Source organism: Shewanella sp. 10N.261.52.F9 (assembly GCF_041471165.1).
GTDB classification, from domain to species: Bacteria; Pseudomonadota; Gammaproteobacteria; order Enterobacterales; family Shewanellaceae; genus Shewanella; species Shewanella marinintestina.
On sequence record NZ_JBFRNX010000014.1, the window covers coordinates 178755 to 202005 of the forward strand.

The following is a 23251-nucleotide window of genomic DNA, read 5'->3' on the forward strand; positions in this document are numbered from 1 at the left end:
TTTATACAATGCCAGTGGTTATTAAACGGGATGGTTACCGTACGCCTTTTGACGAAACAAGGATTAAAGATGCCGTGATAGCAGCTGCTAACTCGGCAGGCATTGAGTGCACTGACTATGCACAACAGGTCGCTGAAATTGTTACTGCTAGTGTGGCTGATTTAGACGAAGTTAAGATCCATGATCTGCAAGATACTGTTGAAAATTTGCTGATGGAAGGCCCTTATAAATCACTTGCACGTATGTACATTGAGTATCGTCATGATAGAGATGTTCATCGCGAAGTGAGCAGCCGTTTAAACACTGAGATCCGTGGTCTTGTTGAGCAAAGTAATGCGGCATTGTTAAATGAAAATGCCAACAAAGACTCAAAAGTTATTCCGACTCAACGCGATCTACTTGCAGGTATCGTGGCGAAGCATTACGCCAAATGCCATATCTTGCCAAAGGATGTGGTTGCGGCTCACGAGTCAGGTGAAATTCATTACCATGACTTAGATTATGCACCATTCTTCCCTATGTTTAACTGTATGCTAATTGATTTAAGCGGCATGTTAACCCATGGCTTTAAAATGGGTAATGCTGAAATCGAAACGCCTAAGTCTATTTCGACAGCGACAGCAGTAACTGCGCAAATTATTGCGCAAGTTGCTAGCCACATCTACGGCGGTACAACCATTAACCGCATCGATGAGGTATTAGCACCATTTGTGACTAAGAGTTACGATAAGCACTATCAAGTGGCGCTTAAGTGGGAAATTAGCGACGCTGAAGCATTTGCTAAAGCACAAACTGAAAAAGAGTGTCACGACGCATTTCAGTCATTAGAGTATGAAGTAAACACATTGCATACCGCTAATGGCCAAACGCCATTTGTTACTTTTGGCTTTGGTTTAGGTATCTCTTGGGAATCTCGTTTAATTCAGCAATCAATGATGAAAGTGCGTATTGCTGGTCTCGGTAAAAACCGTAAAACAGCAGTATTTCCTAAGTTAGTATTTGCAATTCGCGACGGTGTTAACCATAAAGCCGGCGATTGTAACTACGATATCAAGCAACTTGCTCTGCAGTGTGCTTCAACTCGTATGTACCCAGATATCCTTAACTATGAACAAGTTGAAAAAGTAACTGGTTCATTTAAGACGCCTATGGGTTGCCGTAGCTTCTTAGGTACTTATGAGCAAGATGGCGAATTAGTCCACGAAGGCCGTAACAACCTAGGTGTAGTTAGCTTAAACTTGCCACGTATCGCTCTTGAAGCTAAAGGTGACGAGGCTGAGTTTTACCGGATTTTAGATACGCGTTTAGAGATGGCTCGTAAAGCTCTTGATACTCGTATTGCTCGTCTTGAGGGCGTTAAGGCACGTGTTGCTCCTATCCTTTATATGGAAGGCGCTTGTGGCGTGCGCTTAAAGGCTGATGACGATGTATCAGAAATCTTTAAAAATGGTCGTGCATCAATTTCTTTAGGTTACATTGGCCTACACGAAACAATTAATGCGCTTTATGGTACTGAAGAGCATATTTACGATAGCGAAGTGCTACGTGAGAAAGCGATTGCAGTGATCAAGCATATGAAGCAGGCAACCGATAGCTGGAAAGCTGAGTCTGGTTATGCATTTAGCCTATACAGTACTCCAAGTGAAAACCTATGTAGTCGTTTTTGCGCATTAGACACTAAAGTATTTGGTGTGGTTGATGGCGTGACAGCAAAAGGTTATTACACTAACAGCTTCCATTTGGACGTTGAAAAGCAGGTTAATCCGTACGACAAGATTGACTTTGAATTGCCGTATCCAGAATTAGCTAACGGTGGATTCATCTGTTACGGCGAATTCCCTAACATGCAAAATAACGTTGAAGCATTAGAAAACGTTTGGGATTATAGCTACCACAAAGTGCCATATTACGGTACTAATACACCGATTGACGAGTGTTATGACTGCGGATATACCGGCGAGTTTAGCTGTACAAGTAAAGGTTTTACTTGTCCTAAGTGTGGCAACCATGAGCCAAGCCGCGTATCGGTAACTCGCCGTGTGTGTGGTTACTTAGGTAGTCCAGATGCAAGACCGTTTAACTACGGTAAACAAGAAGAAGTTAAGCGCCGCGTTAAACACCTATAGTACTTGTACTCAATGTAGGTAAAACGGCTAATGCTTCAATGTGTGTTAGCTAAAATTAAGGTGCTGTGTTCAGCACCTTTTTTGTTTTCTAGCTGGAATTAATTGATTATGAATTATCATCAATATTATCAAACCGATGTGATCAACGGTCCGGGCACGCGAGCGACACTATTTGTGTCAGGATGTGAGCATCAGTGCCGTGGTTGTTATAACCAGTCGACGTGGAACCCTTGTTCAGGGCATTTGTTCGACGAGCAGATGCAACAACGTATTATTGATGATTTGAATGATAATCGAATTAAACGACGTGGTTTATCACTCTCTGGTGGTGACCCACTATTTCCTGCCAATGTTGCAGCGATATTAGCGCTGGTAAAGCAAGTTATAGAGCAATGTCCAGCTAAGGATATCTGGCTTTGGACGGGCTATCGTCTAGAAGAATTAAGCGCAGAACAACAAGCTGTTGTGGATTTAGTTAATGTGGTTGTCGATGGTAAGTTTGAGCAAGAGCTTGCCGATCCTAGCTTGGTTTTTAGAGGTAGTAGTAACCAGACAATCCATTATTTGCGATAAATACGCTAATGGTGCGAAGCAACTTGTATGTTGTTTCACTATAAACCTAGGTAAAACTGGTTTATTTGCTGTTATAATGTGGCAATAATAGAAAACGGCGTCAGATCACTGAGGCTGTTTTTGTTTCTAAACGTGTTATTTAGATTTGAATTTAAGGTTTGTAAATGAATTTAAAGCAGGAGCTGCAAACGCTCAACGATAAGTTAGACAAATTTCGTCGTAAGCTAGCAGCAGCTGAAAAGCGCAGCGATCCAACAGTTGTGATCCAGTTTAAGCAAGAAATTGCAGCTATCACTAAGCGGATCAGTAGCGTGAAAGGTCAGCAAACACGTGAACTAAGCAAACAAGGCGGTACTGTTGCAGGCCTTAAGTTTAGCCGTGTATTGACCAAAGCAGAACAAGCCGACATGGGTAAGTTGAAAAAATCGGTTAAAGGACTTGTGGTTGTTCACCCTATGACGGCGTTAGGCCGTGAAATGGGTATTAAACAAGTCACAGGTTTCGCACCAAAAGAGTTTTAAGTACTTTTAGTTATTCATTTAGTGAGCCGCTTCAAGGTTATCACTAGATAGTAAGCTTATGCTGGCTCGAAGACAGTTAAGGTGAATTTGAAAATCAATGACACCTTAAACTGACTAAATCATAGAGCTAGCAAGAGTTTCGTCTCAAGCCATTTATTTTCTTTATCAGGACGTTTGCAGTCTCAAGGAATGAGAGTTGTCGTTAAGGTTTTTTCATGTCGATTAAATACATCGCGTCTTCAAAACTACCAACACCTTGGGGTGTTTTCGAAATGCATGGTTTTGAAGATAGTGAGACGGGTAAAGAGCATGTAGCACTTACCTTTGGTACATTTTCTCCAGACGTCCCTGTTTTAGGGCGTATTCATTCAGAATGTCTAACCGGTGATGCATTATTTAGTTTGCGTTGTGACTGTGGTTTTCAGTTGCAAACCGCAATGCAAAATGTTGCGGAAGAAGGCCAAGGTTTTATTCTTTATCTACGCCAAGAAGGGCGTGGTATTGGCTTGCTTAATAAAATCCGTGCTTATGAGTTGCAAGATCAAGGTGCAAATACGGTTGAAGCTAACGAGCGTTTAGGCTTTGAAGCTGACATGCGTAAATACGATATGATTATTCCTATGATGGAAAAAATCGGAATCGCAAAAGTACGCTTAATGACTAATAATCCACGTAAAGTAAAAGCCATGCAAAGCTTTGGTCTTGAAGTGGTAGAGCGAGTTCCACTGCAAGTGGGTAAGAATCGTTATAATGAAGATTATCTGAAGACCAAATCGACTCAATTAGGTCATATGATGTCAGAACATCACTTTATTGAGACTGATCCTAAAGCGAGTGAAGATTAACTTGCTCGGATAAAGCGTCAATTCTCATGGCTTTTACCCCTCTATATCGCTATATTCGGGCTATCAATTAACATTTTATTTTATATAAAGTTTGTTTATGGCCCGTTTGCGTTACCTTGTTTTATTACTGCCGCTGTATACCTTATCCGTTAAGGCTGAGACCGAAGTTGATTATAGCCATTACGCATTTGCTAATTATCTTGGTAGTGGAATTTATCGAACCTCTGGTCAAAATGCGACCGTCGCTAATATCCCGTTAAGCTTTGACTTACAACGGAGCGATACTGAATCGTTAGTGCTTAATACTCCTGTTTCTATGGGTTTTTTCAATTTTACTTGGAGTGACTTACCAGACGGTGACTTTCCGTCTAGTGTTGGAACTCTCGCTATTACTCCTGGTATTGAGTACCGAGTTAAAACGTCAGACACTCATGAGTTTCAAACCTATGCCGATCTAGGCTTTGGTACTAACTTTACCAATAGCAATGACGTCATGATCTATTCTGCTGGGATGTCGAGCTTACTTGATTTTGAACTTGGCGACACATCGCCCATTTGGGTTAATCGCGTTTTCTTTGCTGGCTATACCACATTAAATGACAATAGTAGCGAGACCTATTCTGCGCTGCAGTCAGGTGTTGATATCGGTACGAACTATTATTTTCAAGTGAAAGGGGTCGAGGTCGAACCGCGATTTTTTGTGGCGGGTTATTGGTACTTTGACCGCTTAAAGTTTACTACACCTTTTGAGGACGATGTATTAGTCGCCAATAGCTATGAGGTTGGAATGACTTTCGCTTTTTCTAAACCAGTAGGTTGGGACTTGATTAATATTGAACGTTTTGGCTTGAGTTATCGTGCAGGAGATGGAGTGGAGGTTTGGCGCTTAATCTTTGAGTTCCCGATATAGTGCTAATCTAACTTAAGCTAATGACGGGAATTAGCAATAGGTTGGTTTATCAATCAAACCAACCTATTCACGTCTATCTTCGTCGGTGATTACCTGTCGCCCCAGATCTTTATATTAGCAGCTGGCAGTTGTTTTCTTTGCTTCACAGGCTTAGCTATGGCGGGTTCATCACTGTACGCTTTAGGTGCAGGTAAAGGTAGCTTGTTCATTTTCAAGTAAAGGTATTCCACTTTATCTCTTGCCCATGGGGTTTTACGTAAAAACTTGAGGCTAGATTTAATACTTGGATCATGATTAAAGCAGCGGATATCAATACGGCTGCCTAGCTCTTCCCAACCATAGTGATCAACAAGATCAGTTAATAAATCTTCGAGCTTTATGCCGTGGAGTGGATTGTTTGCTTGGGTCATAGTGTGGTTGCAATCATCTTGTTGGTACTTACCTGAATGAGCTAATTATATCAGCTTATTTGTGGCAGATCTTTATAGATTGAATACGGCTTGCAATTGGCATGACTCAACCTATGTCATTGACGTCATCACCCCTAAATAAAAAGAGAGCTTATTAAGCTCTCTTTAATCATTTTGCTACTGCAAGTTTATTGGAAGCTGAGTTCCCATGAGTTAATGCTGCCAGTATCACGGCGCGCACTATCAACAGCTTTTAGTTTCCAGTCACCAGCAGAACCAACACCTGACATATCTACAGTATATGTTTTGATAATGTCATTACTGCTGCCACCTGAATTGTCATGTAAAACTGCAATTTGGCCTGTTGGGCTATGAAGCTCAACCTGTAGATCGCCAATATAAGTGTGGCTGATGTTAACCTTGACTGTAACGTTCCCAGAATCACCTGTACGCGTTGCTGCAATGACACTTTCAACGCCAACGCTACTGTTATCTGGAATATTGTAGCTGTTAGTGTTGGTGTATGTTGCTGGGCCACCGGTATTACCACCACCAGTTGACTCATTAAAGCTAGCAACTAAATTCACTGAGTTAAATGCACTGTAACCTTGTACCATCACATAATAGGTACCAGATTGCGCATTAGTGATAGGGCATGATTCATTGTTACCATTTTTCCATGGACGACAATCATAGCTATTACTTGTCGGAGATGCGCCATACTGAACGTATAGATCTGCATCGCCTGTTCCGCCGCTCATATTAAAGCTCAGATCAGTTGCACCAGCTGGTACATCTATTGAGTAATACAGCTCATCACCTTTAGCGCCTGCAAGGTTTGCCTTAGTGACACCATTGACTAATACGTTGTCACCAGGCCCTGTTCCTGGGTCTGTTGGACCATCACAAGATTGGTCTAAATAGGCTTTAGCTGCATTTGCGTCTACTAAACCAAAACCCGTTTTATTATCACGGCCTGCAGTTTCTAAATCTTCTGCAGTTGCTTTTAGTGCATTACGAACCTGTTCTGCACTACATTGAGTGTGATGACTCCAAACTAATGTTGCTACGCCCGATACATGAGGGGTTGCCATTGATGTACCGTTGTAATACTCATAGTCTTCATTATCAGTATTAGAAACCGTAACACTGCTACCTAGTTGGTTTTTAAGTGCTAAACCCGTAGCACGGTCAACTGAAACTGACACTAATGGGGCTTCGTTATTGCTATCTACAAGGAATGGGTTTTGTAAACCGGGTAGGGTGCTATTACTGTAAACAATAGCTGCGGTTGCTCCGGCTGTCGCACAAGCTTTTACTGCATTGATTTCAGGGTAGCTAGTACCTTGGTTACCAACGCGTTCGACTAAACAAACTTTGTTACTCATGTTGCCACAATTAAATGTACTGCCATTAATTGTACATTCTGCCAAAACGCCTGTTGCACTGCCGATAAATGGCGAGCTTACGTGGCTAGAACCAGATTGTACGTAGCGATTATGAGGCACAACACCATTATCAAAGTAAGACTGACCACCAATATTAATGTCTGCTAGGCGGCCTTCACCTCGGGTTACAGTAGATAAAATCGCTTCACCGGGACCAGAGATCTCAACTTGATCGGTATATTGCGAAAATGCGGCATGATCTTTATTACTGTCGACTGCAGCAACTGACATCACAGAGTCATAAGAGGCTGGGTAGCTATGGGTGGCGTTACCGTCGTTACCTGCAGCTGCAATAAGTAAAACACCATTACTTTCATGAGCGGCTAAGGCATTTCGCTCGCTGTTGCTTGAGCTAGAACCGCCAAGGCTCATAGTCACAACATTGGCTCCATTATTCACACAAGTGTCTACGGCTGAAATCAGTGATGATGAATAACCCCAACCCGACGCGTTAAATACTTTAATAACGTGGATGTTGGCATTTTGGTTTGGCATGACACCAACAACCCCTTCGTTGTTAGCTATTGCAGCAATAGTGCCGGCTACGTGAGTACCGTGAGCATTGCCTGTTCCTGGATCGAACCAGTTTGCTGTCCCTGAATTATTAGTACCTGTGACATTATTGGCATTGAGGTCATTGTGGCCTCTATCGTATCCAGAGTCGATAATACAAATGGTACGGTTACCTGCTTGGCTATCACTCAGGCTCGTTGCACCTACATAGGTTTGCCCCCAAGGCGTAGTTTCAGATAATAGACGGCGAGGCACATCTTCTTCAACATAATCAACATCTGAGCGGAATCTTAAGGCTTGAATGTTGTTGTTATCGAGTTTAACTGAGTAGCTATTAGTGCGACCAATTCGTTTCATCTCTTTAGCTGAAACGCTATTTAGAGCACGAAAGTGAGAAAAAACTTCATTTGTTCTAGGCTCGTATTGAGCATCTTGCATGCTATCAGTGGATTGTACGAAGCCAGCAGCTGCATTGGCGTTTTTAAACTTAACGATATAGCGCTTTGGCAAAGGATTATCATTGCTTATTTGCGCGCTATTCACGCCAAGGTTAGGGTCAAATGAAGGAGCTGCACTTACACTTGCAGAAACCGCAAGTGCAAGCACAGAAAGCGATAACGCTGCTTGAGTTACATTTCTTGTAGTCATTACTGTCTTCCATGTTATTCAGGATATTTATTTGTTTTTTATAATTTTTGCAGAACATAATTCAAATATATGCTTCAGCGACAATAAATGTATCTGTACGTGAAAACTTTGTAAACAAGTTGTTAATCGGTTGGTGATAAAAGTGCCTAGTTGGAATTAATTGTTTACACTGAATAGGTATTCACCACTTTTGAGCTTTAATGGTTTTTAATTCGAATTTGTATTGTTTTTATTCTCAGGGTGAGGTGCTGCGAATTTTTGTATAAAATAAGCAGAATCAACTAGATTAGTGTTAGCTAAATTTAAGCTTTTGAAATTATGGGTTAAATTATCACCACACATTTTGGTTATAACTTATACCAATAGGTGACTAACGCATTAGTTTTAACTGCTAAATTAAGTCCAAATATCAATATTTAAGTTTGTTTTATGCTCGAACTTAGGGGGATAAATTTAACGTTACAACAAGGTAGGTTTATTACAGTTGGAATTAATATATCTCAATGAGATACATGAAAAGGTTGGGCCAAGTTTTTAGATAAATACCTTGATAAAAGTGCCGAAGATAGCGCCAATCTTATATAAACAGGCAATTAAAAGGGAATCGCACGCTTTTAATTGCCTTAAATCTATTTCGGTATTTGCTACGAGCAGCCGAAGTTGAATTATTTGGGCTTTGCATTCATTAACGTTTGATAAGCCCCACCATTGTAGACATTGCTGTAGCCGTCAGTGACTAGCATTTTATTGGCGATCCCACTGCGATTACCACTGCGACAGTACACGATGATAGAGCGGTCTTTTGCAATTTCCTTGGTGGTCAACTCACTTGTGATCTGCTGATAGGGAATATTGATTGCGTTAGGTAAATGGCCTTGAGCAAATTCTCCAGGGGTACGCACATCAATTACTAGAGCCCCAGCTTCAATTTTTTGCCAGGTAACTTTAGCATCTTGATCGGCAGCCATTGAAAATGTGCTAACCAGCATAAGCAGCACACTTAATCCTAACAACCATGTTATTTTTACTGGCAGTTTCAGCAGCGTATTTAAAGCGTTACTCATCAATGTACCTATATATTATGGTTTAATTTTTAGTGGCAGTCGCTAATTGGGCTTCAGTTTCAAAGCCTATTTTCTTCAAAATTATGGCTGCCGGACAAAATCCAGTATAGGCGCTTTGTAATAAATTTGCTCCAACAAAAACTGTGAGCCAGATAAAATTATCGTTAATCCATATAGTTAGCATAACTGACAACAAAACCATAAATCCTGCAAATGCCATAATTGCTCTTTCAATAGACATACAATCTCCTTATACCGATAGTTTAATTTATAGGGCGTTTGACTGGCTCTTTATTGATATTTTGCCCAGCAAAGGGGCTTTAATATTCCCTGCTATGACTATAACGTTTTTTCATTACAGCGTAATAAAGTACTGGGATGACGATCAGGGTTAGTAAGGTTGAAATCAAAATGCCAAAGATAAGACTAATGGCTAAGCCGTTAAAGATAGGGTCATCAATAATAAATAGCGCACCTATAATAGCTGCAAGAGCTGTAAGCATTATCGGTTTTGCTCTGACTATGCTTGAGCGGATCACCGCTTGTTCGAGTGAGACTCCATTGGTCGTTTCTTGATGAATAAAATCAACTAACAGGATGGAGTTTCTGACAATAATTCCCGCGAGCGCGATCATGCCTATCATAGAGGTGGCGGTAAATTGCGCTCCTAGCAAGGCATGGCCGGGCATAACGCCAATAATGGTAAGTGGAATAGGCGCCATAATGATAAGTGGCACGGTATAAGACTTAAATTGCGCGACAACTAGTAAATAAATAGCAATCATACCTACAGCATATGCAATGCCCATATCTCTAAAGGTTTCATAGGTAATTTTCCATTCGCCGTCCCATAATATAGCGAGGTTATCTAAACCATTAGGTTGCTTTATAAAGTGCTGTTTGAAATCGAGTTCGGGCTTACTATTAATTTGATTCACCATGTCGAACATACCGTAAAGCGGACTGTCGAGCGGACCCGCCATATCAGCGACTACCATGATCATTGGGATCATATTTTTATGAATAATCGGGCTATCTATTGTGCCTTTTTTTATTCTAACCAGTTCAGATAATGGAATGGTGTTACCCCTTTGTCCGGTTAGATGCAGATTAAGCAGTTGCTGTAAATCGACTTTATCGCCGTCTTCCAACTGAATATTAATAGGTACAGGCTGTTTTTGGTTAGGTTTATAAAGGTAAGTCATATCTTTACCACCTAAAGCTGTAGCGACCAAGTCGACGATTTGCTGATAGGGCACACCTAATAGACTGGCTTTACTACGATCTATAATGACCTGCCATTTAGCAGCAGAATAAGGCAGGTCGATGTCAATATCGACAACATCTTGAGTTTTTTTGAAGACACTGAGTAATTGATTTGCTGCTTGCTCTCGAATAGCCTGACTGGGACCATAAACTTCTGCCACAATAGGCGACCAAACTGGTGGTCCTGGCGGTACTTCAACAATTTTTATATTGGCACCATATTTATCACCAATTGCTTGCAATGGTTGTCGAACCGAAAGAGCAATGCTGTGGCTATCGCGCGCTCTATGCTGTTTGTCGACTAAGTTGACTTGGATGTCACCTAACTCTTGAGTTTGGCGTAAAAAATAATGACGTACTAAGCCATTAAAGTTCATCGGTGCACTGGTCCCTGCATAAAGCTGGTAACTGTTAACCTCTTCAACTTGTTTCAGATAGTGGCCTAGCTCCTTGAGTACTTTCTGAGTTTGTTCTACGGGTGTGCCTTCGGGCATGTCGACCATGACTTGAAATTCAGACTTATTGTCAAATGGCAGCATTTTTAGCACAACTAGTTTGGTTGCAGGTAACGCGATTGCAGCAGCGATAAGGAATATGATCGCTATTGAAAGGCCAAAACGTGCTTTTCGGGCATTGCTGCCAATAACAAATGGCCCAATTAGGCGATTAAAGACTGCAGACATTGTGCCGTTAGTTATTGTATCAGCCGTATTCTTAGCTGTTGAATTCTTGTGTTTAAGCAGTTTTTTGCTTAACCAAGGGGTGATCATAAATGCGACAGCGAGAGATATAAGCATCCCCATACTGGCATTTATAGGGATCGGGCTCATGTAAGGACCCATTAACCCTGATACAAATGCCATCGGTAGCAACGCTGCAATAACTGTGAAAGTGGCCAGAATTGTTGGACCGCCAACTTCATCAACTGCGACTGGAATTAACTCTGAGAATGAGCGTTTGCCCATAGCCATATGTCGGTGAATATTTTCAACGACGACAATGGCGTCATCAACTAAGATTCCAATGGAAAAAATTAGAGCAAATAGTGAGATCCGATTTAGCGTAAAGCCCCAGGCCCATGAGGCAAATAGGGTTAATGCAAGGGTAATTATTATGGCTGCGCCAACAACCATCGCTTCTCTAATTCCCATGGTGAAAAGCACCAAAATAACCACCGCTAAGGTTGCGAATCCGAGTTTTAAGATCAGCGTATTGGCTTTATCGCCTGCTGTTTCTCCATAATTTCGTGAGATGCTCACTTCAACATTTGCAGAGATCAATACATTTTCAAGCTTAGCCACCCGCGCTAAAATTGCCTCCGCGACGTCAACGGCATTTATACCAGGCTGTTTACCTATGGCGATGGTTACAGCAGGATATACATTTTGTTTATCACCATGCCACGCACTTTTTACTGGCAGTTGTGACTTGAGGGTGATCTTGGCGACATCGGCAAGATAAATTGGCGATGCTTGCCCTTCGCTATCTAGTCTCACTCGAATAACAAGTTGTTTTACGTCTTCTACACTTTGTAAAAACTGTCCGGTTTGTACTTTTATTTCCTGATTAGCTTGGATAAGCGACACTGGCATTGAAATATAGTTGTTACTATTAAGGCTTTGGTTTATATCTTCTAAAGAAACGCCATAGTAATTCATTTTTAGTGGATCGATTCTGACGTTAAGCGTGAGTTGTTGATCGCCGACAGAGTCTATTTCCCTTGTGCCAGGAATACGTTTTAACTCCGTTTCCAATCCATTAGCGATATGAGTTAGCTGCTCTGCTGAGACTTGTGGATTTTTGGACCAAAGGGTAAGACTAGCAATGGGAACGTCATCGATACCCCGTGGTTTAATCTGTGGAGCTTGAACACCAGCATTAAGTGGTAATTTATCAAGGTTTGAATGCAACTGGTTGTAAATGTTTATAATGGCATCGTTGCGTTTAATCCCTACGTCAAATGCCACGATAAATAGGGCGCCATCGGGCTGAGAAAAAGAATAAAGAGTGTCTATCCCTTTTAGTTCTGAGAGTAGTTGCTCGGTTGGCAAAGTGACTAAACTTTCAACTTCCCGAGGAGTTGCTCCCGGAAAAGCAATGAACACATCCGCAAAAGTGACATCAATTTGAGGTTCTTCTTCTTTTGGAGTTACCATTATTGCAAATAAGCCCAGCAGCAAGCCAAGTAACGCTAGAAGTGGTGTTATAGCGCTGGATTGAAAAGCAGCAGCGATTCGACCTGAGAAGCCTAAATTCGATTGGTTTTGCATTAGATTACATCCCTAAACTATGCGTGCGAAAGTGCCAGCAATATATGAGGCATTAAGGTTGATTTTGACTAAGAGTCATCATTGCTTGGTAGCCGTCTTTTGCTATTCGTTCACCGTCTGCTAATCCTGATAGAACCTCGATATTTTTTCCGTTTTTTAATCCTGTTCTTATTTGGTTAAGTACCCAAGTATTCCCCTGTTGTAAGTAAACTCCGCTTAGCTCATTAATGCTTACTAGAGCACTTTGGGGAATAAAAATACTGCGACGGTGGCCACTAACAAAATGAGCTTTAATAAAGCTTCCAGGAACGACCCCGTCGATGTTTTCAGGTAAGGTTATTCTGATTTTTACACTGTGGCTTTGCGGGTCGGCAAAACTGAAAACAGTTAAGGCTTCACTTTCAATCACCTCACCGTTTGCAAGGGTCAAGCTTAACTTTGGTTGTCGTTCTATGGATGCCATATACCGCTGAGGGATTTGTGCAATCGCACGCATAGGCTTTACTGCGTATCCTGAATATAGTGCTTGGCCGTTTGTTACGGCTTCCCCCTCTTCTACATGGCGCTGCGTAACTATCCCTGAAAAAGGTGCGCTTACAACCGTATAGTTTAATGATTCTAAAGCTTGAGCTATGCGGGCATTTGCGGCAGTTAACTCTTGCGCCGCAGAGCTGGCATTAGCTTCGGCTTGATCCATTTCCCCCTTAGATATTGCCCCTTTAGGGAATAATGTTTGATAACGCTGTAATTGCCGTTGCGCCTCGGTATTAATTGCCTCGGCCTTAGCGTAGTCAGCTTTGCTTGCTGCAAGCTGTGCACCTTGTTCTATGCTAGTGATCTCGAGCAATGATGCCCCTTGCTGAACAACATCATTAACGTCGTAGTTTAATTTGATGATCCGCCCTGATGTTTGTGCTGAAACTGTGGCGGCTTTGGTTGGTTCAATGAATGCGTCAATTGAAACGGTATTTGGATATAACTGTACTTGCACCGAAATAGTGTCGAAAGGCTTACTGGCATTGGCTGTAATACTAAAAAAGACCAGTGCTGTTAAAGCAAGATAACGCAATAATGTATTTGTCATATTAATAGCCATATTGATACATATCCAAGAGCACAAATTTAGTCTATGCAATAATTCTAATGGATGTGGTTTTTTCATGCAATAATTATTTATTAGAAAAATACGATGAATGATTGGATCGCTTGCACTCTAAGATAGCCGCTAGAAGAGAACGCTATCGGGTTTGGGCCAATTAAGAAAATAAGCGGTCAGGGCGAACAGTAATAGCAGCGGTTGAGTTAATTAAAAAGGTGATAGTGATAAGTGAGTTTTATGAGCAAAGCATAGCGTTAGTTTAACGCTATGCTTTGAAGGGAGCCAAGTTAGTTAATCGTTGAGGTAATAAGTTAAAGTAGAGACGATACGGACTTTCTTTATATAAGGCGTATTACTATCACGGTCGTTAATACTAAATTGCCCTTGGGCTGCTTTTTTGATTTTGCCAAGCTTTGAGTCTGAGTCTTTGGCAAACTTTTCAGCTACTTGACGGGCGTTTTGAGTTGCAGACTGGATCATGTCAGGTTTGACACTATTTAGCTCTGTAAATAGAAACTGCGCTTTACTATTGTAATCCTGATCTGAAATCGCAATGCCATCTTTAGCAAGGCTAAGCATATTGGTGCGGGTGCTCAGTAATAAATCAACTTTATTGGTATACAAGGAGATAGATATTTTAGCTGCGTAACGGTATTTAACGTTTGGATCGACATAACCTTGAGCTTGCCTATCATCGATTGCTGGAAGCGCGATGGTTATTTCATCATCACTAAAACCTTGTTGTTTTAAAAAATCTACGACCTTATTGGTTTTAACTTGTACTGTTTGGTATAGATTATTAAGGTCATTATCAACTTCGGTAAAGCGAATTGGCCATATCGCCACGTTGGCTCTAACTTCTTTTTCAGCTAAACCTTTTACGGTTACAGTTCGCTCCATCGCTTTCATTTTTATCAGTTTGTCGCCAACGGTATTGCCTAGCATAACTAAACCTAAGCAAAGCAAGCTACCAAGGATTAAGGCGGGAAGGGCATTATTCTTAGACATTATATTCTCGGGATGAAAATGATGCCTTTAACTTAGCAAGGAATAAGTGAATAAAACAATGAATTTACTTTTATGTTTAGCTTTATTTCTGCTAATAAAAAAGCCGCACTAGGTGCGGCGTTTTATCTATTAATACAATTAAGCGCTTAGCTTAGAACTTATAGTTGTATTGGATAGAGTAGTAAGTTGCGTTTGACGTAGTTGTTGCGTGCACTGTACCTAAATCATCACCAAGACTAGGCATTTGCTGGCCAACCAAACCTAAAATTGCACTTTGCTCAGTTAGCTGAGTTTCTTCACCGCGAACGAATGCGATACCGAAATCTAGGCTAGTGTGCTTTGATAGATTGTAAGTCGCACCCATTGTGTACCACTGACGATCTGAATCAGGGATAGAGATAGAGCTCACTTCCCCAACAACACCTTGGTCGAACATGTAGCCTGCACGTAGTGTCCAGTTGTTATTTAGTGTGTAAGTACCACCTACACTGAATAACCATGAGTCATCCCAAGCATATTTCTTTAATGGCACCTGGCCTGGATCAAGTGTGATCTCATGGAAGTCACCCCAAGTCGTCATTTGCGCTGTGTAGTGCAGGGCAAATGTATCAGTTAACTGGTGGAAGCCAGCCACTTGAAAGATGTCTGGAATTGGAATGTTGATTTCTTCGTAATCAACAAAAGAAGACATTACAGTGCCGTCGGCAGTAAACTCAGGGCTGAAACGGTAGCTCACACCAAAACGGTGATCAGCATTGATTTCATATACAGCACCAACGATACCACCAAATGCGATACCGTCAGCATCGACATCAACTAGATCAAGGTGTTGTGGACCTTGAGCTGATGGCATAGCACCACCACGGGTCAATACACCTGAGCCATAAATAACATCAAGACCAGCACCAACACTTAGGTTGTCATTGATACGGTAAGACGCACTCAGGTTGAAGTTGATCGTAGTGACTTCTGTCTTACCAAGTAAATCGATAGGAGCAGGCAAAACGCCCATTGCCATGTTATTTGATAAATCAGTAGTATCAGTACCTGTACCAAAGTTACTGAACATAGCTACACCGTAGGCAAACTTATCGTTTACTGGGCTAACATAGTAAAAGTTAGGGATAACTTTAGCTTCAGCAGCGTCATCAACACTACCGTAGTGAATTTCACCTAAGTTTGAGTTTACAAACACATCTTGTACTTCAACTTGCACGTCAGCATAAGTTAAGCCCATAGACAGTTGTTTCTCATCAAACAATGCCATAGCTGCTGGGTTACGTGAAAGTACTGATGCGTTATCAGCAATCACGGCGTCACCGGCGAAAGCACGGCCGATACCTGTTGCTGATTGGCTGTTTAGCTGGAAACCAGCAGCCATTGTTTGTGTGCTTGCTAGAGCGACTGATACTGCAATAAGAGTCTTGTTGAAATTCTTCATTATTATCATCTCTATTATATTTTTCTGGTCTTGCTTAATTAAGGGCTAATTTCATGATTAGCGGCAAGATCCACTTATTAGACCAGTGCATAGTAGGTAGATGTTGGCAAGCTAACAACTCCGACCAGCAACGTCTTTTTGTTAATTATTAGTTAATTACGAAGTTATTTTATGTCGGTAAATCCAGCTAGCAATTGAAATAGTCAAAAGAAGGTATAGGCAGCACGCACTTGCGGCATGCTAGGGGTTTGATTATTCGTTAACGGCTTGTAACTGGCAGAAATATAAAGAGGTTATGTTGAAAAATAAAAAAGCGTACAAGTGTACGCTTTTTATCTATATTGTAATTATTAGGGCTTATAATTTTGCTTCAAAGCTATCAAACTGCTGCTTAATACTCTCCGCCGGGCCTTGGATTTTACTCACAATAACACCGGAAATCGTCGCCAAAATAAAGCCTGGTAATATCTCATAGATATCAAAAATATTGCCTGTTTGCTCTTTCCAGATGATGACAGTTAATGCACCAACTACAATTGTTGCTACTGCACCATTGCGGCTATAGTCGCGCCAAAATAATGAAAGCAATACCACTGGGCCAAATGCTGCGCCAAAACCAGCCCAAGCATAACTGACTAAGCCAAGTACGCTACTTTCAGGATTTAGTGCAACAACCCCTGCAATGATAGCAATGGCCAATACACCAATACGTCCTACTAGCATTAGCTCTTTACTTTGCGCTTGCGGGCGCAACCACTTCTTATAGAAATCTTCAGTGATGACACTTGAACAAACCAAAAGTTGGGAATCAATTGTACTCATAATGGCTGATAAAATTGCAGCGATGAGTAAGCCACCAATCCATGGATTAAACGCAGCATGAGCCAAATGAATGAATACCGTTTCAGGGTTAGTTAGCGGCTCAGCGGCAAAGTAAAGGCTACCGGCAATACCCGTTGCAAGAGCACCAATAAGGGCAAGTAGCATCCAGCTCATCGCGATACGGCGTGATACTTTGATATCATTTGGCGAGCCAATCGCCATAAAGCGAGACAGAATATGTGGTTGACCAAAGTAACCTAGTCCCCAAGCAAGTAGCGATATGATGCCCAGCACTGTGGTGTCTTTGTTGAAAAAAGCCAACATATTTGGATCGATGTTTTCCAAGCCAGCTTGTGTTTCTGGTTGGCTCATAATTGCTACAGGTACAATTAGCAATGCAACCAGCATTAAGCAGCCTTGAAAAAAGTCAGTCCAGCTAACAGCAAAGAAACCGCCCACAAAGGTATAGGCCACAATAATAGTAGATCCAATGATTAGCGCTAAGGTGTAGTCTAAGCCAAATACTTTTTCAAACAGTATTGCGCCGCCAACCATGCCCGATGATGCATAAAAGGTGAAGAATATTAAAATCGTTACCGCAGAAACTAACTTTAATATGCCTTTATTATCTTCAAAACGTTTTTCAAAAAAGTCGGGGAGGGTAAGTGCGTTATCGGTAAACTCGGTATATATTCTTAAACGCTTAGCAACGAACAGCCAGTTTAACCAAGCACCAAAAACGAGGCCAAATCCAATCCAAGCTTCACCTAATCCACCTAGATAGACTGCACCAGGTAAACCTAGAAGTAACCAGCCAGACATATCAGATGCACCAACACTTAATGCTGTTACACCAGGACCCATACCGCGGCCACCAAGAATGTAGTCGTCGACTGAGTCGGTGGCTTTATAAGCCCATAAGCCAATACCCATCATTAAAGATAGATAGCCTATAAAAGTAATTAAAATGGGTAATTCAATTGTCATGTGTGATTCACGCTTCTTGTATTTTCTATGTGTGGGAGCGCTATGTTAACAGAACTATGAGCTTGAGCCCAATAAAGGGGGGAAATGTGATGGATTACAACCAATAATGCCGGATTAGTATTATTGGTTGTAAACGAATTAGATGAATGTTTGCTTTATTTCATTTTTAACGAAGTTGAGATCTTGGCTTTGCTCACCTACGAGTAACATATAGGCATTATCTGTTTCAAAGCCCATGCCTTTGTACTTACTATCTGCAAATGCTTCTTCAAGAACGAGTCTGTCTTCAAGAGGAACAATAAACAAAGTCACTTTACCTTGTTCACCTTGCATTACTAAATGGAGGCTTTGTACGCCTTGAAAATCACAATAGGTACTGTAAAACACTTTGCCAGGTTGTTGAGTAAACTTCATATTTTGACCACCAGTGAGTGAGGCCAGTTGAAAGTTTACATCCTGATATTGTACATTCTGATCGGCATGTAGTGCTTTGTCTTCATGGTAAACATGGGCCAGCGCATGCTGACTTAAATCGACGGGCGCCATTCTTAGTAAAGTAAATGTCATTCCCGCTAAAAACGCGACAGATGCAACCAAAGCAAAAGCAAATCCAGTTTTACGACGCTGGGAATGGTGTTGCTGTAGTTGTTGCCTTAGTAGTAATTTAGCAGCAAGATCGTCCGGTACATCAACTTTTAATGCCCGTTCGATTTTATTATCTAAGCCTTTTAGATCATTAAGGAAAGCTTCTCTTTCCGCCGACTCCATTGTTGCATTAAGAAAGTCAGGATCTTGGTTATTAGGTTCACTGTAGGCCTGGCGGCGAAACTTAAGCTCATCCATTGGATTGACCCCTGTGCGTAGGTTGTTCGAGTACATCTTTAAGTTGGTTTCTCGCTCTAAATAAACGTGTCATAACGGTATTACGGTTCAAGTCGAGGATTTTAGCGATTTCATCACCGCTAAACCCACCGATAACTTGCAGTAATAATGGTTCACGGTATTCAAGTTCTAGCTTTGAAATTTGTCTTTGTAGCAAATGCTGCTCAGCATGTTCTTCAGTGCTTCCTGAAAACGTGTCTTCAATGAACTCTTGTTCGACATCAGAATAATTGAGTTGTTTACGTTCGAAGCGTCGTGCATTTTCTCGGCGTAAAATAGTGATCAACCAAGACTTAGCGGCTTTTTCATCTTTTAACGAATCAAGCGAACGCCATGCACGAAGAAATGTTTCCTGAGTGATATCTTCTGCAATATGTTTATCGCCGCAAAGCCAATAGGCAAAGCGATATATATCTGCATGAAGTGCCCTGACAAGGCTATCGTATCGTCGTTGTTTGCTAACCATGTCTGAAGAGACCGTGGACTTTGATTTTTTATTTCGCCAACTATCAAACATTTTTTATTTTTCTGACCTAAACGATGAACACAGCTTACCTTTGATGTGGGCACAATACCAATTGTTAAATTTAACTGACTATTTTGTGATGTATTTTTAGATAAAAAGCAATGAGTCTTAGTTTAGGTGAGTAGTATATTTATGAGCTTGATTTCGCATATAAAAGTTGATGAAAGTGATACCTAGAGCTGAACGATGGTTAAGCTAATTCTTTTAGTGAACTCGCTTATCCATCGACTCTTGATGAGTAAATTAATTGGGATTGAGTTTGGTCAATGCTGAACTGTTGCTTTTTGCTGACAGTAATTTGGTCGCTTTTACAATACCAAAAAGCTTGGCATAGTCGATATTGCTTGGCAACTTATCTGCGCTATAGGCTGTTCGTTGCAACTGGCTAATTGTTGAGGCTAGAGACTCATCGGTTGCAGCAATGTGAGTTAACGACATCGGCTGAGCATATAGCTCGCTGTAATATCGCGTTAAACTATTTAATACTGCAGTTGCCTGTTGGGCATCACAAGCCGCTTTTAGTGCCTTAAGGCTTGATGGCGTAGTAGCTGTTGATACTTGTTCTGTATTGCTTTGCACTTGTAGCTGTTTACGTGCTTTTAACCACAGTATCAGCGTTCCTAGCCATAATAAGCCCAGAACTAAAGATAACCACTGCCAAAATGGATTCTGCTCAGCGGTTGTTTGCGCTGCGACATAAGTGTCTTGCACTGGTGAAAGAGCTACGCCTCCTTTTACAACAATAGTGCGAGCAGGTAGTGTCGCGTATTGTTGTTTATTTAGATGTGGATTCCACCAAGGCACTTTAATTTCAGGAAGTGTGAAAGTGCCGGCATGGGTTGCGACAATTGCCGTCGTTTGCATTAGTTGCGAAACCATCTGGTTATCGCGTAAAAATGTATTTCGCTGCGCTTTTTCTGGATAGGTTTTAAGCGATGCTGGCGCTGTGATTGTAAGCTCGGGCAAACTCGTTTCATCGGTGTTTGATGCAAGTAGTGTCACGGTGCGGGTAATAGGGTCGCCAACCTTGTATTCAACTGCTGTGGTAGGCCAGTCTTCTTTGAGAACGACCAGGTCGGATACTAGCCACTCTCCGTGGTAATCTGCCGGAATAGGGTTAATGAGTACTGTCATTTTTGGTGCTTGAGTTTGGGTTGGTCTGCTTTCATTAAAAGAGAACATTGCGCCATTGCGTCGAGACTCGATTAACACGTCACCAGCAAAACTAGCGCCAGTAATGGTCAATTCTCCAGGTTGATCAGCAATTATGGCGTAGTTACGCTCTATCACCCGATAACGACGACCATTAACAATTTCTGTACTGTCTTTGTCTTCGCCAAGTTGTTTTATTTGCGCACCATCTAAATCAGGTGCGTTAAGCACACCTCTTTGTAGCTCTAAGGCCAAATACAGCTTAACTTTATAGGTCAGCATTTGCCCGACGTAAGCTTCTTCATTTGATAGATTGGCGCGCATAAAGATGTTTTGCATTTGCTGCGGCTGAGAGCCTGTTTTTAACACTGAAATAGTTATTGGTCCGGAACTCACGCCATCTATAGTAAATGGTGGAATGTCGACATTGCCAGCTGCACGGGGGGAAAGCAGAACTTGCCAGCGAGTTTCATTGCTGGCATCAAAGTTCATAATCTTCTTACTACGGCTAATACTTGTACGACCTACAATAAAGTCTTTCAACAGTGCAGAAGTATCGAGTTTGCCGCTTTTAATATCATCGTCAGCGGTCACGGTAAGCAAGAATGTTTCGCCTTCCATGATTGGGTTACGATCAACAGAAGCTTGCAATACCGTCAAAGCGCTAGCAGGAAAAGCGGCTGTTAGTGCGATAATCGCGAGAGTAAAAATATAACGTATTACCACTGTTCGTTTTCCTTAGAATTAATACCTTGTTGGCGACGTTTCTGATATTCAAGTTGCATTTTATTACGCAGTAGCACCTGTGGATCATCTGCGATTGCGCGCAAAGCACGTTCCATTTCTGGTGGCAAAGGCTCATCGGTTGGTTGCACGCTAGCTGCTACTTGCTCAGCCGGCTGTTGTGCTTGAGTATCATTGTTTTGCGGCGCTGCTGACTGAGCTTGTTGTTCTATAGGTTCATTAGTTTGGTTATCGACTTCAGCCTGCTTAGGCTGACTTGCTTTTGGAGTCGCCTGCATTTCTGCTTCATTACTCGTTTCTTCTGAATCAGCAGGAGCTGCGTTTTGTGGCTCTGGCTCTGATGATTGATTATTTTTATCATCGTTGCTGCCTTTGTTGTCATCAGTTGGTTGCGATTTCTGAGTTTGTTCAGATTCTTTAGGAGTCTGCTCATCACCTTGCGGCTTACCATTTTGTGATTGCTCACCTTTTTCTTGGCTATCTTTAGGCTGCTGTTCACCAGGCTGACTATCTTGCGATTGACCTTCTTGAGACTGACTGTTTTGTGGTTGATTGCTGTCAGATTGCTGCTTGTCAGGTTGAGAGTCCTTAGACTGTTGATCTTTATTTTCCTGCTCTGAATTTTGTTCTGATTGTTGATTGTCTTGCTGCTTTTGTTGTTCTAACTCTTTGGCAAGGGCTAGATTGCTTTTGGCAGCGTCGAAATCTATTTGTTGTTCTAGTGCTGACTGATAACGTGTTTGGGCTTCAGCATATTGACCAAGCTGCATTAATGCGTTGCCTTGGTTATATAGACCACTAGCGGAGTTATCTTTCTCAAATGCAGTTAGTGCTTGCTGATACTGACCTGATTTGTAAAGTGCACTTGCTTGCCATTGTGGATTGTTAAATTGTTCGGCTGCTGCGGCAAACTCTTTGGTGTTATAAGCATTCATTGCTTGCTGATCTTGAGTTTGCCACATATTGTCCCAAGTATTGGCATAGGCTTGTTCACTGGGTTGTAGAAGCGCGAATAGTGCAATACTAGCAATAAGTCCGTTTCTGAAACTAAGCAAAGCTGGTAATAACAACATTAGGGCAAAGTAGGGGCCAAGATCTTGCCAAGTTTCACCTTCAAGATCACTCGCTTTAGTGTCTTTACTATTGGCAAGCCATTGAGTAATTTGGTTTAAATCAGACCCGTCAGCTCGGCTAGGTACTAGTATACCATCGGCATCGTTGGCTAATTCTTTTAGCAAGGCATAATTGGTTTTAGCGACCACTACTTGGTTAGCGTTATCGCGCAGCAGTTGTCCATCAGGTAATTGTATTGGCGAGCCTTGTTGGCTACCAAAGGCGATAATAGTTAGCCGATAAGCACTATCACTAAGTAACGATTCTGCACGTTTAAACTGACTACTAGAAACACCATCAGTAAATAAAATGATATCACCGCGAATATGTCCACCTTGGCTCAATAATGATTGTGCTTGGCTGATAGCTGCTTCAAGGTTTGATCCGCGAACAGGCATAATACTTGGGGTTAATGTTGGCAGTAGATTTAACAGCGTGGCTTTGTCTCGTGTAAGCGGACTAATAGTAAATGCATCGCCAGCATAGGCAACTAAGCCTGTTTCACCTTCTGCGAGTTCAGCGATAAGATCGGTAGCGCGGAATTTAGCTTGGGTTAGTCGGTTTGGCGCTAAATCAGTTGCGTACATTGATAATGACATATCCATGACTATTACTCGGCCCTGAGCTGACTCATAAACGGGCAGTGCTTTTTTCTCTAAAGCTGGTCCAGATAAGGCAAACACTGCGATTAACCAAGCAGTAGCTAAATAGCCAATGTTGTTTTTCTTGTTACTTGCAGTACCGCCAATTAACACTTTAGCTAGGTGCGGGGCAATATAGTGGCTCCAGCTTGAATTAGCGGCTTTGCTTTTAAATAGCGTCAATAAAAGCAGTGCTAATGGTAATAGTGCCCAAAACCATTCAGGACGTAGAAAATGCATGC

18 protein-coding genes are annotated in these 23251 nt (G+C 41.7%); 5 read left to right on the forward strand and 13 right to left on the reverse strand.

Translation table 11 applies throughout. From position 1 onward, the window contains the following. Positions 1-8: 8 nt before the first annotated feature. The 5 genes from nrdD to AB4298_RS11860 all read left to right on the forward strand — a co-directional run bounded on the left by nrdD (position 9) and on the right by AB4298_RS11860 (position 4975). Positions 9-2126: an anaerobic ribonucleoside-triphosphate reductase gene (nrdD, locus tag AB4298_RS11840; protein WP_371986870.1), complete on the forward strand. Its 2118-nt coding sequence runs from the start codon at positions 9-11 to the stop codon at positions 2124-2126. A gap of 108 nt (positions 2127-2234) precedes the next feature. After that, on the forward strand, positions 2235-2699 hold the full coding sequence (gene nrdG / locus AB4298_RS11845; RefSeq protein ID WP_249000846.1) for an anaerobic ribonucleoside-triphosphate reductase-activating protein: 465 nt from the start codon (positions 2235-2237) through the stop codon (positions 2697-2699). Between the two features lie 164 nt (positions 2700-2863). Further along, positions 2864-3220, forward strand: a complete 357-nt coding sequence (locus AB4298_RS11850) for a YibL family ribosome-associated protein (protein WP_220780593.1) — start codon at positions 2864-2866, stop codon at positions 3218-3220. Between the two features lie 215 nt (positions 3221-3435). After that, on the forward strand, positions 3436-4065 hold the full coding sequence (gene ribA, locus AB4298_RS11855) for a GTP cyclohydrolase II (RefSeq protein ID WP_371986872.1): 630 nt from the start codon (positions 3436-3438) through the stop codon (positions 4063-4065). A 97-nt stretch (positions 4066-4162) separates the two neighbouring features. Next, complete coding sequence (locus tag AB4298_RS11860) at positions 4163-4975, forward strand: hypothetical protein (protein ID WP_371986873.1); 813 nt, start codon at positions 4163-4165, stop codon at positions 4973-4975. An 89-nt stretch (positions 4976-5064) separates the two neighbouring features. Here the strand turns inward: AB4298_RS11860 and AB4298_RS11865 are convergent, their stop codons facing one another. The 13 genes from AB4298_RS11865 to AB4298_RS11925 all read right to left on the reverse strand — a co-directional run bounded on the left by AB4298_RS11865 (position 5065) and on the right by AB4298_RS11925 (position 23249). Beyond that, positions 5065-5385: a VF530 family protein gene (locus AB4298_RS11865; RefSeq protein ID WP_249000843.1), complete on the reverse strand. Its 321-nt coding sequence runs from the start codon at positions 5383-5385 to the stop codon at positions 5065-5067. Positions 5386-5573: 188 nt separating this feature from the next. Beyond that, positions 5574-7994 carry a S8 family serine peptidase gene (locus AB4298_RS11870; protein ID WP_249000842.1) on the reverse strand — a complete coding sequence of 807 codons (2421 nt, stop codon included), beginning with the start codon at positions 7992-7994 and terminating at the stop codon, positions 5574-5576. A gap of 665 nt (positions 7995-8659) precedes the next feature. After that, the gene (locus tag AB4298_RS11875; RefSeq protein ID WP_249000841.1) at positions 8660-9058 is read right to left on the reverse strand and encodes a rhodanese-like domain-containing protein; all 399 of its coding nucleotides are present in this window, start codon (positions 9056-9058) and stop codon (positions 8660-8662) included. 22 nt (positions 9059-9080) lie between these two features. Continuing rightward, the gene (locus AB4298_RS11880; RefSeq protein ID WP_249000840.1) at positions 9081-9299 is read right to left on the reverse strand and encodes a YgaP family membrane protein; all 219 of its coding nucleotides are present in this window, start codon (positions 9297-9299) and stop codon (positions 9081-9083) included. A gap of 79 nt (positions 9300-9378) precedes the next feature. After that, entirely contained in the window at positions 9379-12594 is a 3216-nt protein-coding gene (locus AB4298_RS11885; RefSeq protein WP_371986874.1) for an efflux RND transporter permease subunit, read from the reverse strand. Positions 12595-12646: 52 nt separating this feature from the next. Further along, on the reverse strand, positions 12647-13678 hold the full coding sequence (locus AB4298_RS11890) for an efflux RND transporter periplasmic adaptor subunit (RefSeq protein WP_371986875.1): 1032 nt from the start codon (positions 13676-13678) through the stop codon (positions 12647-12649). A 306-nt stretch (positions 13679-13984) separates the two neighbouring features. Further along, positions 13985-14701 carry an SIMPL domain-containing protein gene (locus tag AB4298_RS11895; protein WP_249000837.1) on the reverse strand — a complete coding sequence of 239 codons (717 nt, stop codon included), beginning with the start codon at positions 14699-14701 and terminating at the stop codon, positions 13985-13987. A 151-nt stretch (positions 14702-14852) separates the two neighbouring features. Continuing rightward, a complete protein-coding gene (locus AB4298_RS11900; protein WP_371986877.1) occupies positions 14853-16142 on the reverse strand; it encodes an OmpP1/FadL family transporter in 1290 nt (429 codons plus the stop codon). 357 nt (positions 16143-16499) lie between these two features. Beyond that, the gene (gene putP, locus AB4298_RS11905) at positions 16500-17951 is read right to left on the reverse strand and encodes a sodium/proline symporter PutP (protein WP_249000835.1); all 1452 of its coding nucleotides are present in this window, start codon (positions 17949-17951) and stop codon (positions 16500-16502) included. Positions 17952-18089: 138 nt separating this feature from the next. Further along, positions 18090-18794 (reverse strand): DUF3379 domain-containing protein, encoded by a 705-nt coding sequence (locus AB4298_RS11910; protein WP_249000834.1) that lies wholly within the window; start codon positions 18792-18794, stop codon positions 18090-18092. Further along, positions 18787-19350 (reverse strand): sigma-70 family RNA polymerase sigma factor, encoded by a 564-nt coding sequence (locus AB4298_RS11915; RefSeq protein ID WP_249000833.1) that lies wholly within the window; start codon positions 19348-19350, stop codon positions 18787-18789. Before AB4298_RS11915 ends, AB4298_RS11910 begins: the two co-directional genes overlap by 8 nt. A gap of 252 nt (positions 19351-19602) precedes the next feature. Next, positions 19603-21237, reverse strand: a complete 1635-nt coding sequence (locus AB4298_RS11920) for a BatD family protein (protein ID WP_371986878.1) — start codon at positions 21235-21237, stop codon at positions 19603-19605. Next, positions 21231-23249 carry a VWA domain-containing protein gene (locus tag AB4298_RS11925; RefSeq protein WP_371986879.1) on the reverse strand — a complete coding sequence of 673 codons (2019 nt, stop codon included), beginning with the start codon at positions 23247-23249 and terminating at the stop codon, positions 21231-21233. Before AB4298_RS11925 ends, AB4298_RS11920 begins: the two co-directional genes overlap by 7 nt. Between the last annotated feature and the right edge of the window lie 2 nt (positions 23250-23251).

What these genes read in the sequence shown, in the direction of transcription:
- AB4298_RS11875 (WP_249000841.1), bottom strand. Translation starts at nt 9,058, where the DNA reads ATGAGTAACGCTTTAAATACGCTGCTGAAACTGCCAGTAAAAATAACA.
- putP (WP_249000835.1), bottom strand. Translation starts at nt 17,951, where the DNA reads ATGACAATTGAATTACCCATTTTAATTACTTTTATAGGCTATCTATCT.
- AB4298_RS11870 (WP_249000842.1), bottom strand. Translation starts at nt 7,994, where the DNA reads ATGACTACAAGAAATGTAACTCAAGCAGCGTTATCGCTTTCTGTGCTT.
- nrdG (WP_249000846.1), top strand. Translation starts at nt 2,235, where the DNA reads ATGAATTATCATCAATATTATCAAACCGATGTGATCAACGGTCCGGGC.
- AB4298_RS11860 (WP_371986873.1), top strand. Translation starts at nt 4,163, where the DNA reads ATGGCCCGTTTGCGTTACCTTGTTTTATTACTGCCGCTGTATACCTTA.
- nrdD (WP_371986870.1), top strand. Translation starts at nt 9, where the DNA reads ATGCCAGTGGTTATTAAACGGGATGGTTACCGTACGCCTTTTGACGAA.
- AB4298_RS11850 (WP_220780593.1), top strand. Translation starts at nt 2,864, where the DNA reads ATGAATTTAAAGCAGGAGCTGCAAACGCTCAACGATAAGTTAGACAAA.
- AB4298_RS11925 (WP_371986879.1), bottom strand. Translation starts at nt 23,249, where the DNA reads ATGCATTTTCTACGTCCTGAATGGTTTTGGGCACTATTACCATTAGCA.
- AB4298_RS11910 (WP_249000834.1), bottom strand. Translation starts at nt 18,794, where the DNA reads ATGGATGAGCTTAAGTTTCGCCGCCAGGCCTACAGTGAACCTAATAAC.
- ribA (WP_371986872.1), top strand. Translation starts at nt 3,436, where the DNA reads ATGTCGATTAAATACATCGCGTCTTCAAAACTACCAACACCTTGGGGT.
- AB4298_RS11895 (WP_249000837.1), bottom strand. Translation starts at nt 14,701, where the DNA reads ATGTCTAAGAATAATGCCCTTCCCGCCTTAATCCTTGGTAGCTTGCTT.
- AB4298_RS11885 (WP_371986874.1), bottom strand. Translation starts at nt 12,594, where the DNA reads ATGCAAAACCAATCGAATTTAGGCTTCTCAGGTCGAATCGCTGCTGCT.
- AB4298_RS11865 (WP_249000843.1), bottom strand. Translation starts at nt 5,385, where the DNA reads ATGACCCAAGCAAACAATCCACTCCACGGCATAAAGCTCGAAGATTTA.
- AB4298_RS11880 (WP_249000840.1), bottom strand. Translation starts at nt 9,299, where the DNA reads ATGTCTATTGAAAGAGCAATTATGGCATTTGCAGGATTTATGGTTTTG.
- AB4298_RS11900 (WP_371986877.1), bottom strand. Translation starts at nt 16,142, where the DNA reads ATGAAGAATTTCAACAAGACTCTTATTGCAGTATCAGTCGCTCTAGCA.
- AB4298_RS11890 (WP_371986875.1), bottom strand. Translation starts at nt 13,678, where the DNA reads ATGACAAATACATTATTGCGTTATCTTGCTTTAACAGCACTGGTCTTT.
- AB4298_RS11915 (WP_249000833.1), bottom strand. Translation starts at nt 19,350, where the DNA reads ATGTTTGATAGTTGGCGAAATAAAAAATCAAAGTCCACGGTCTCTTCA.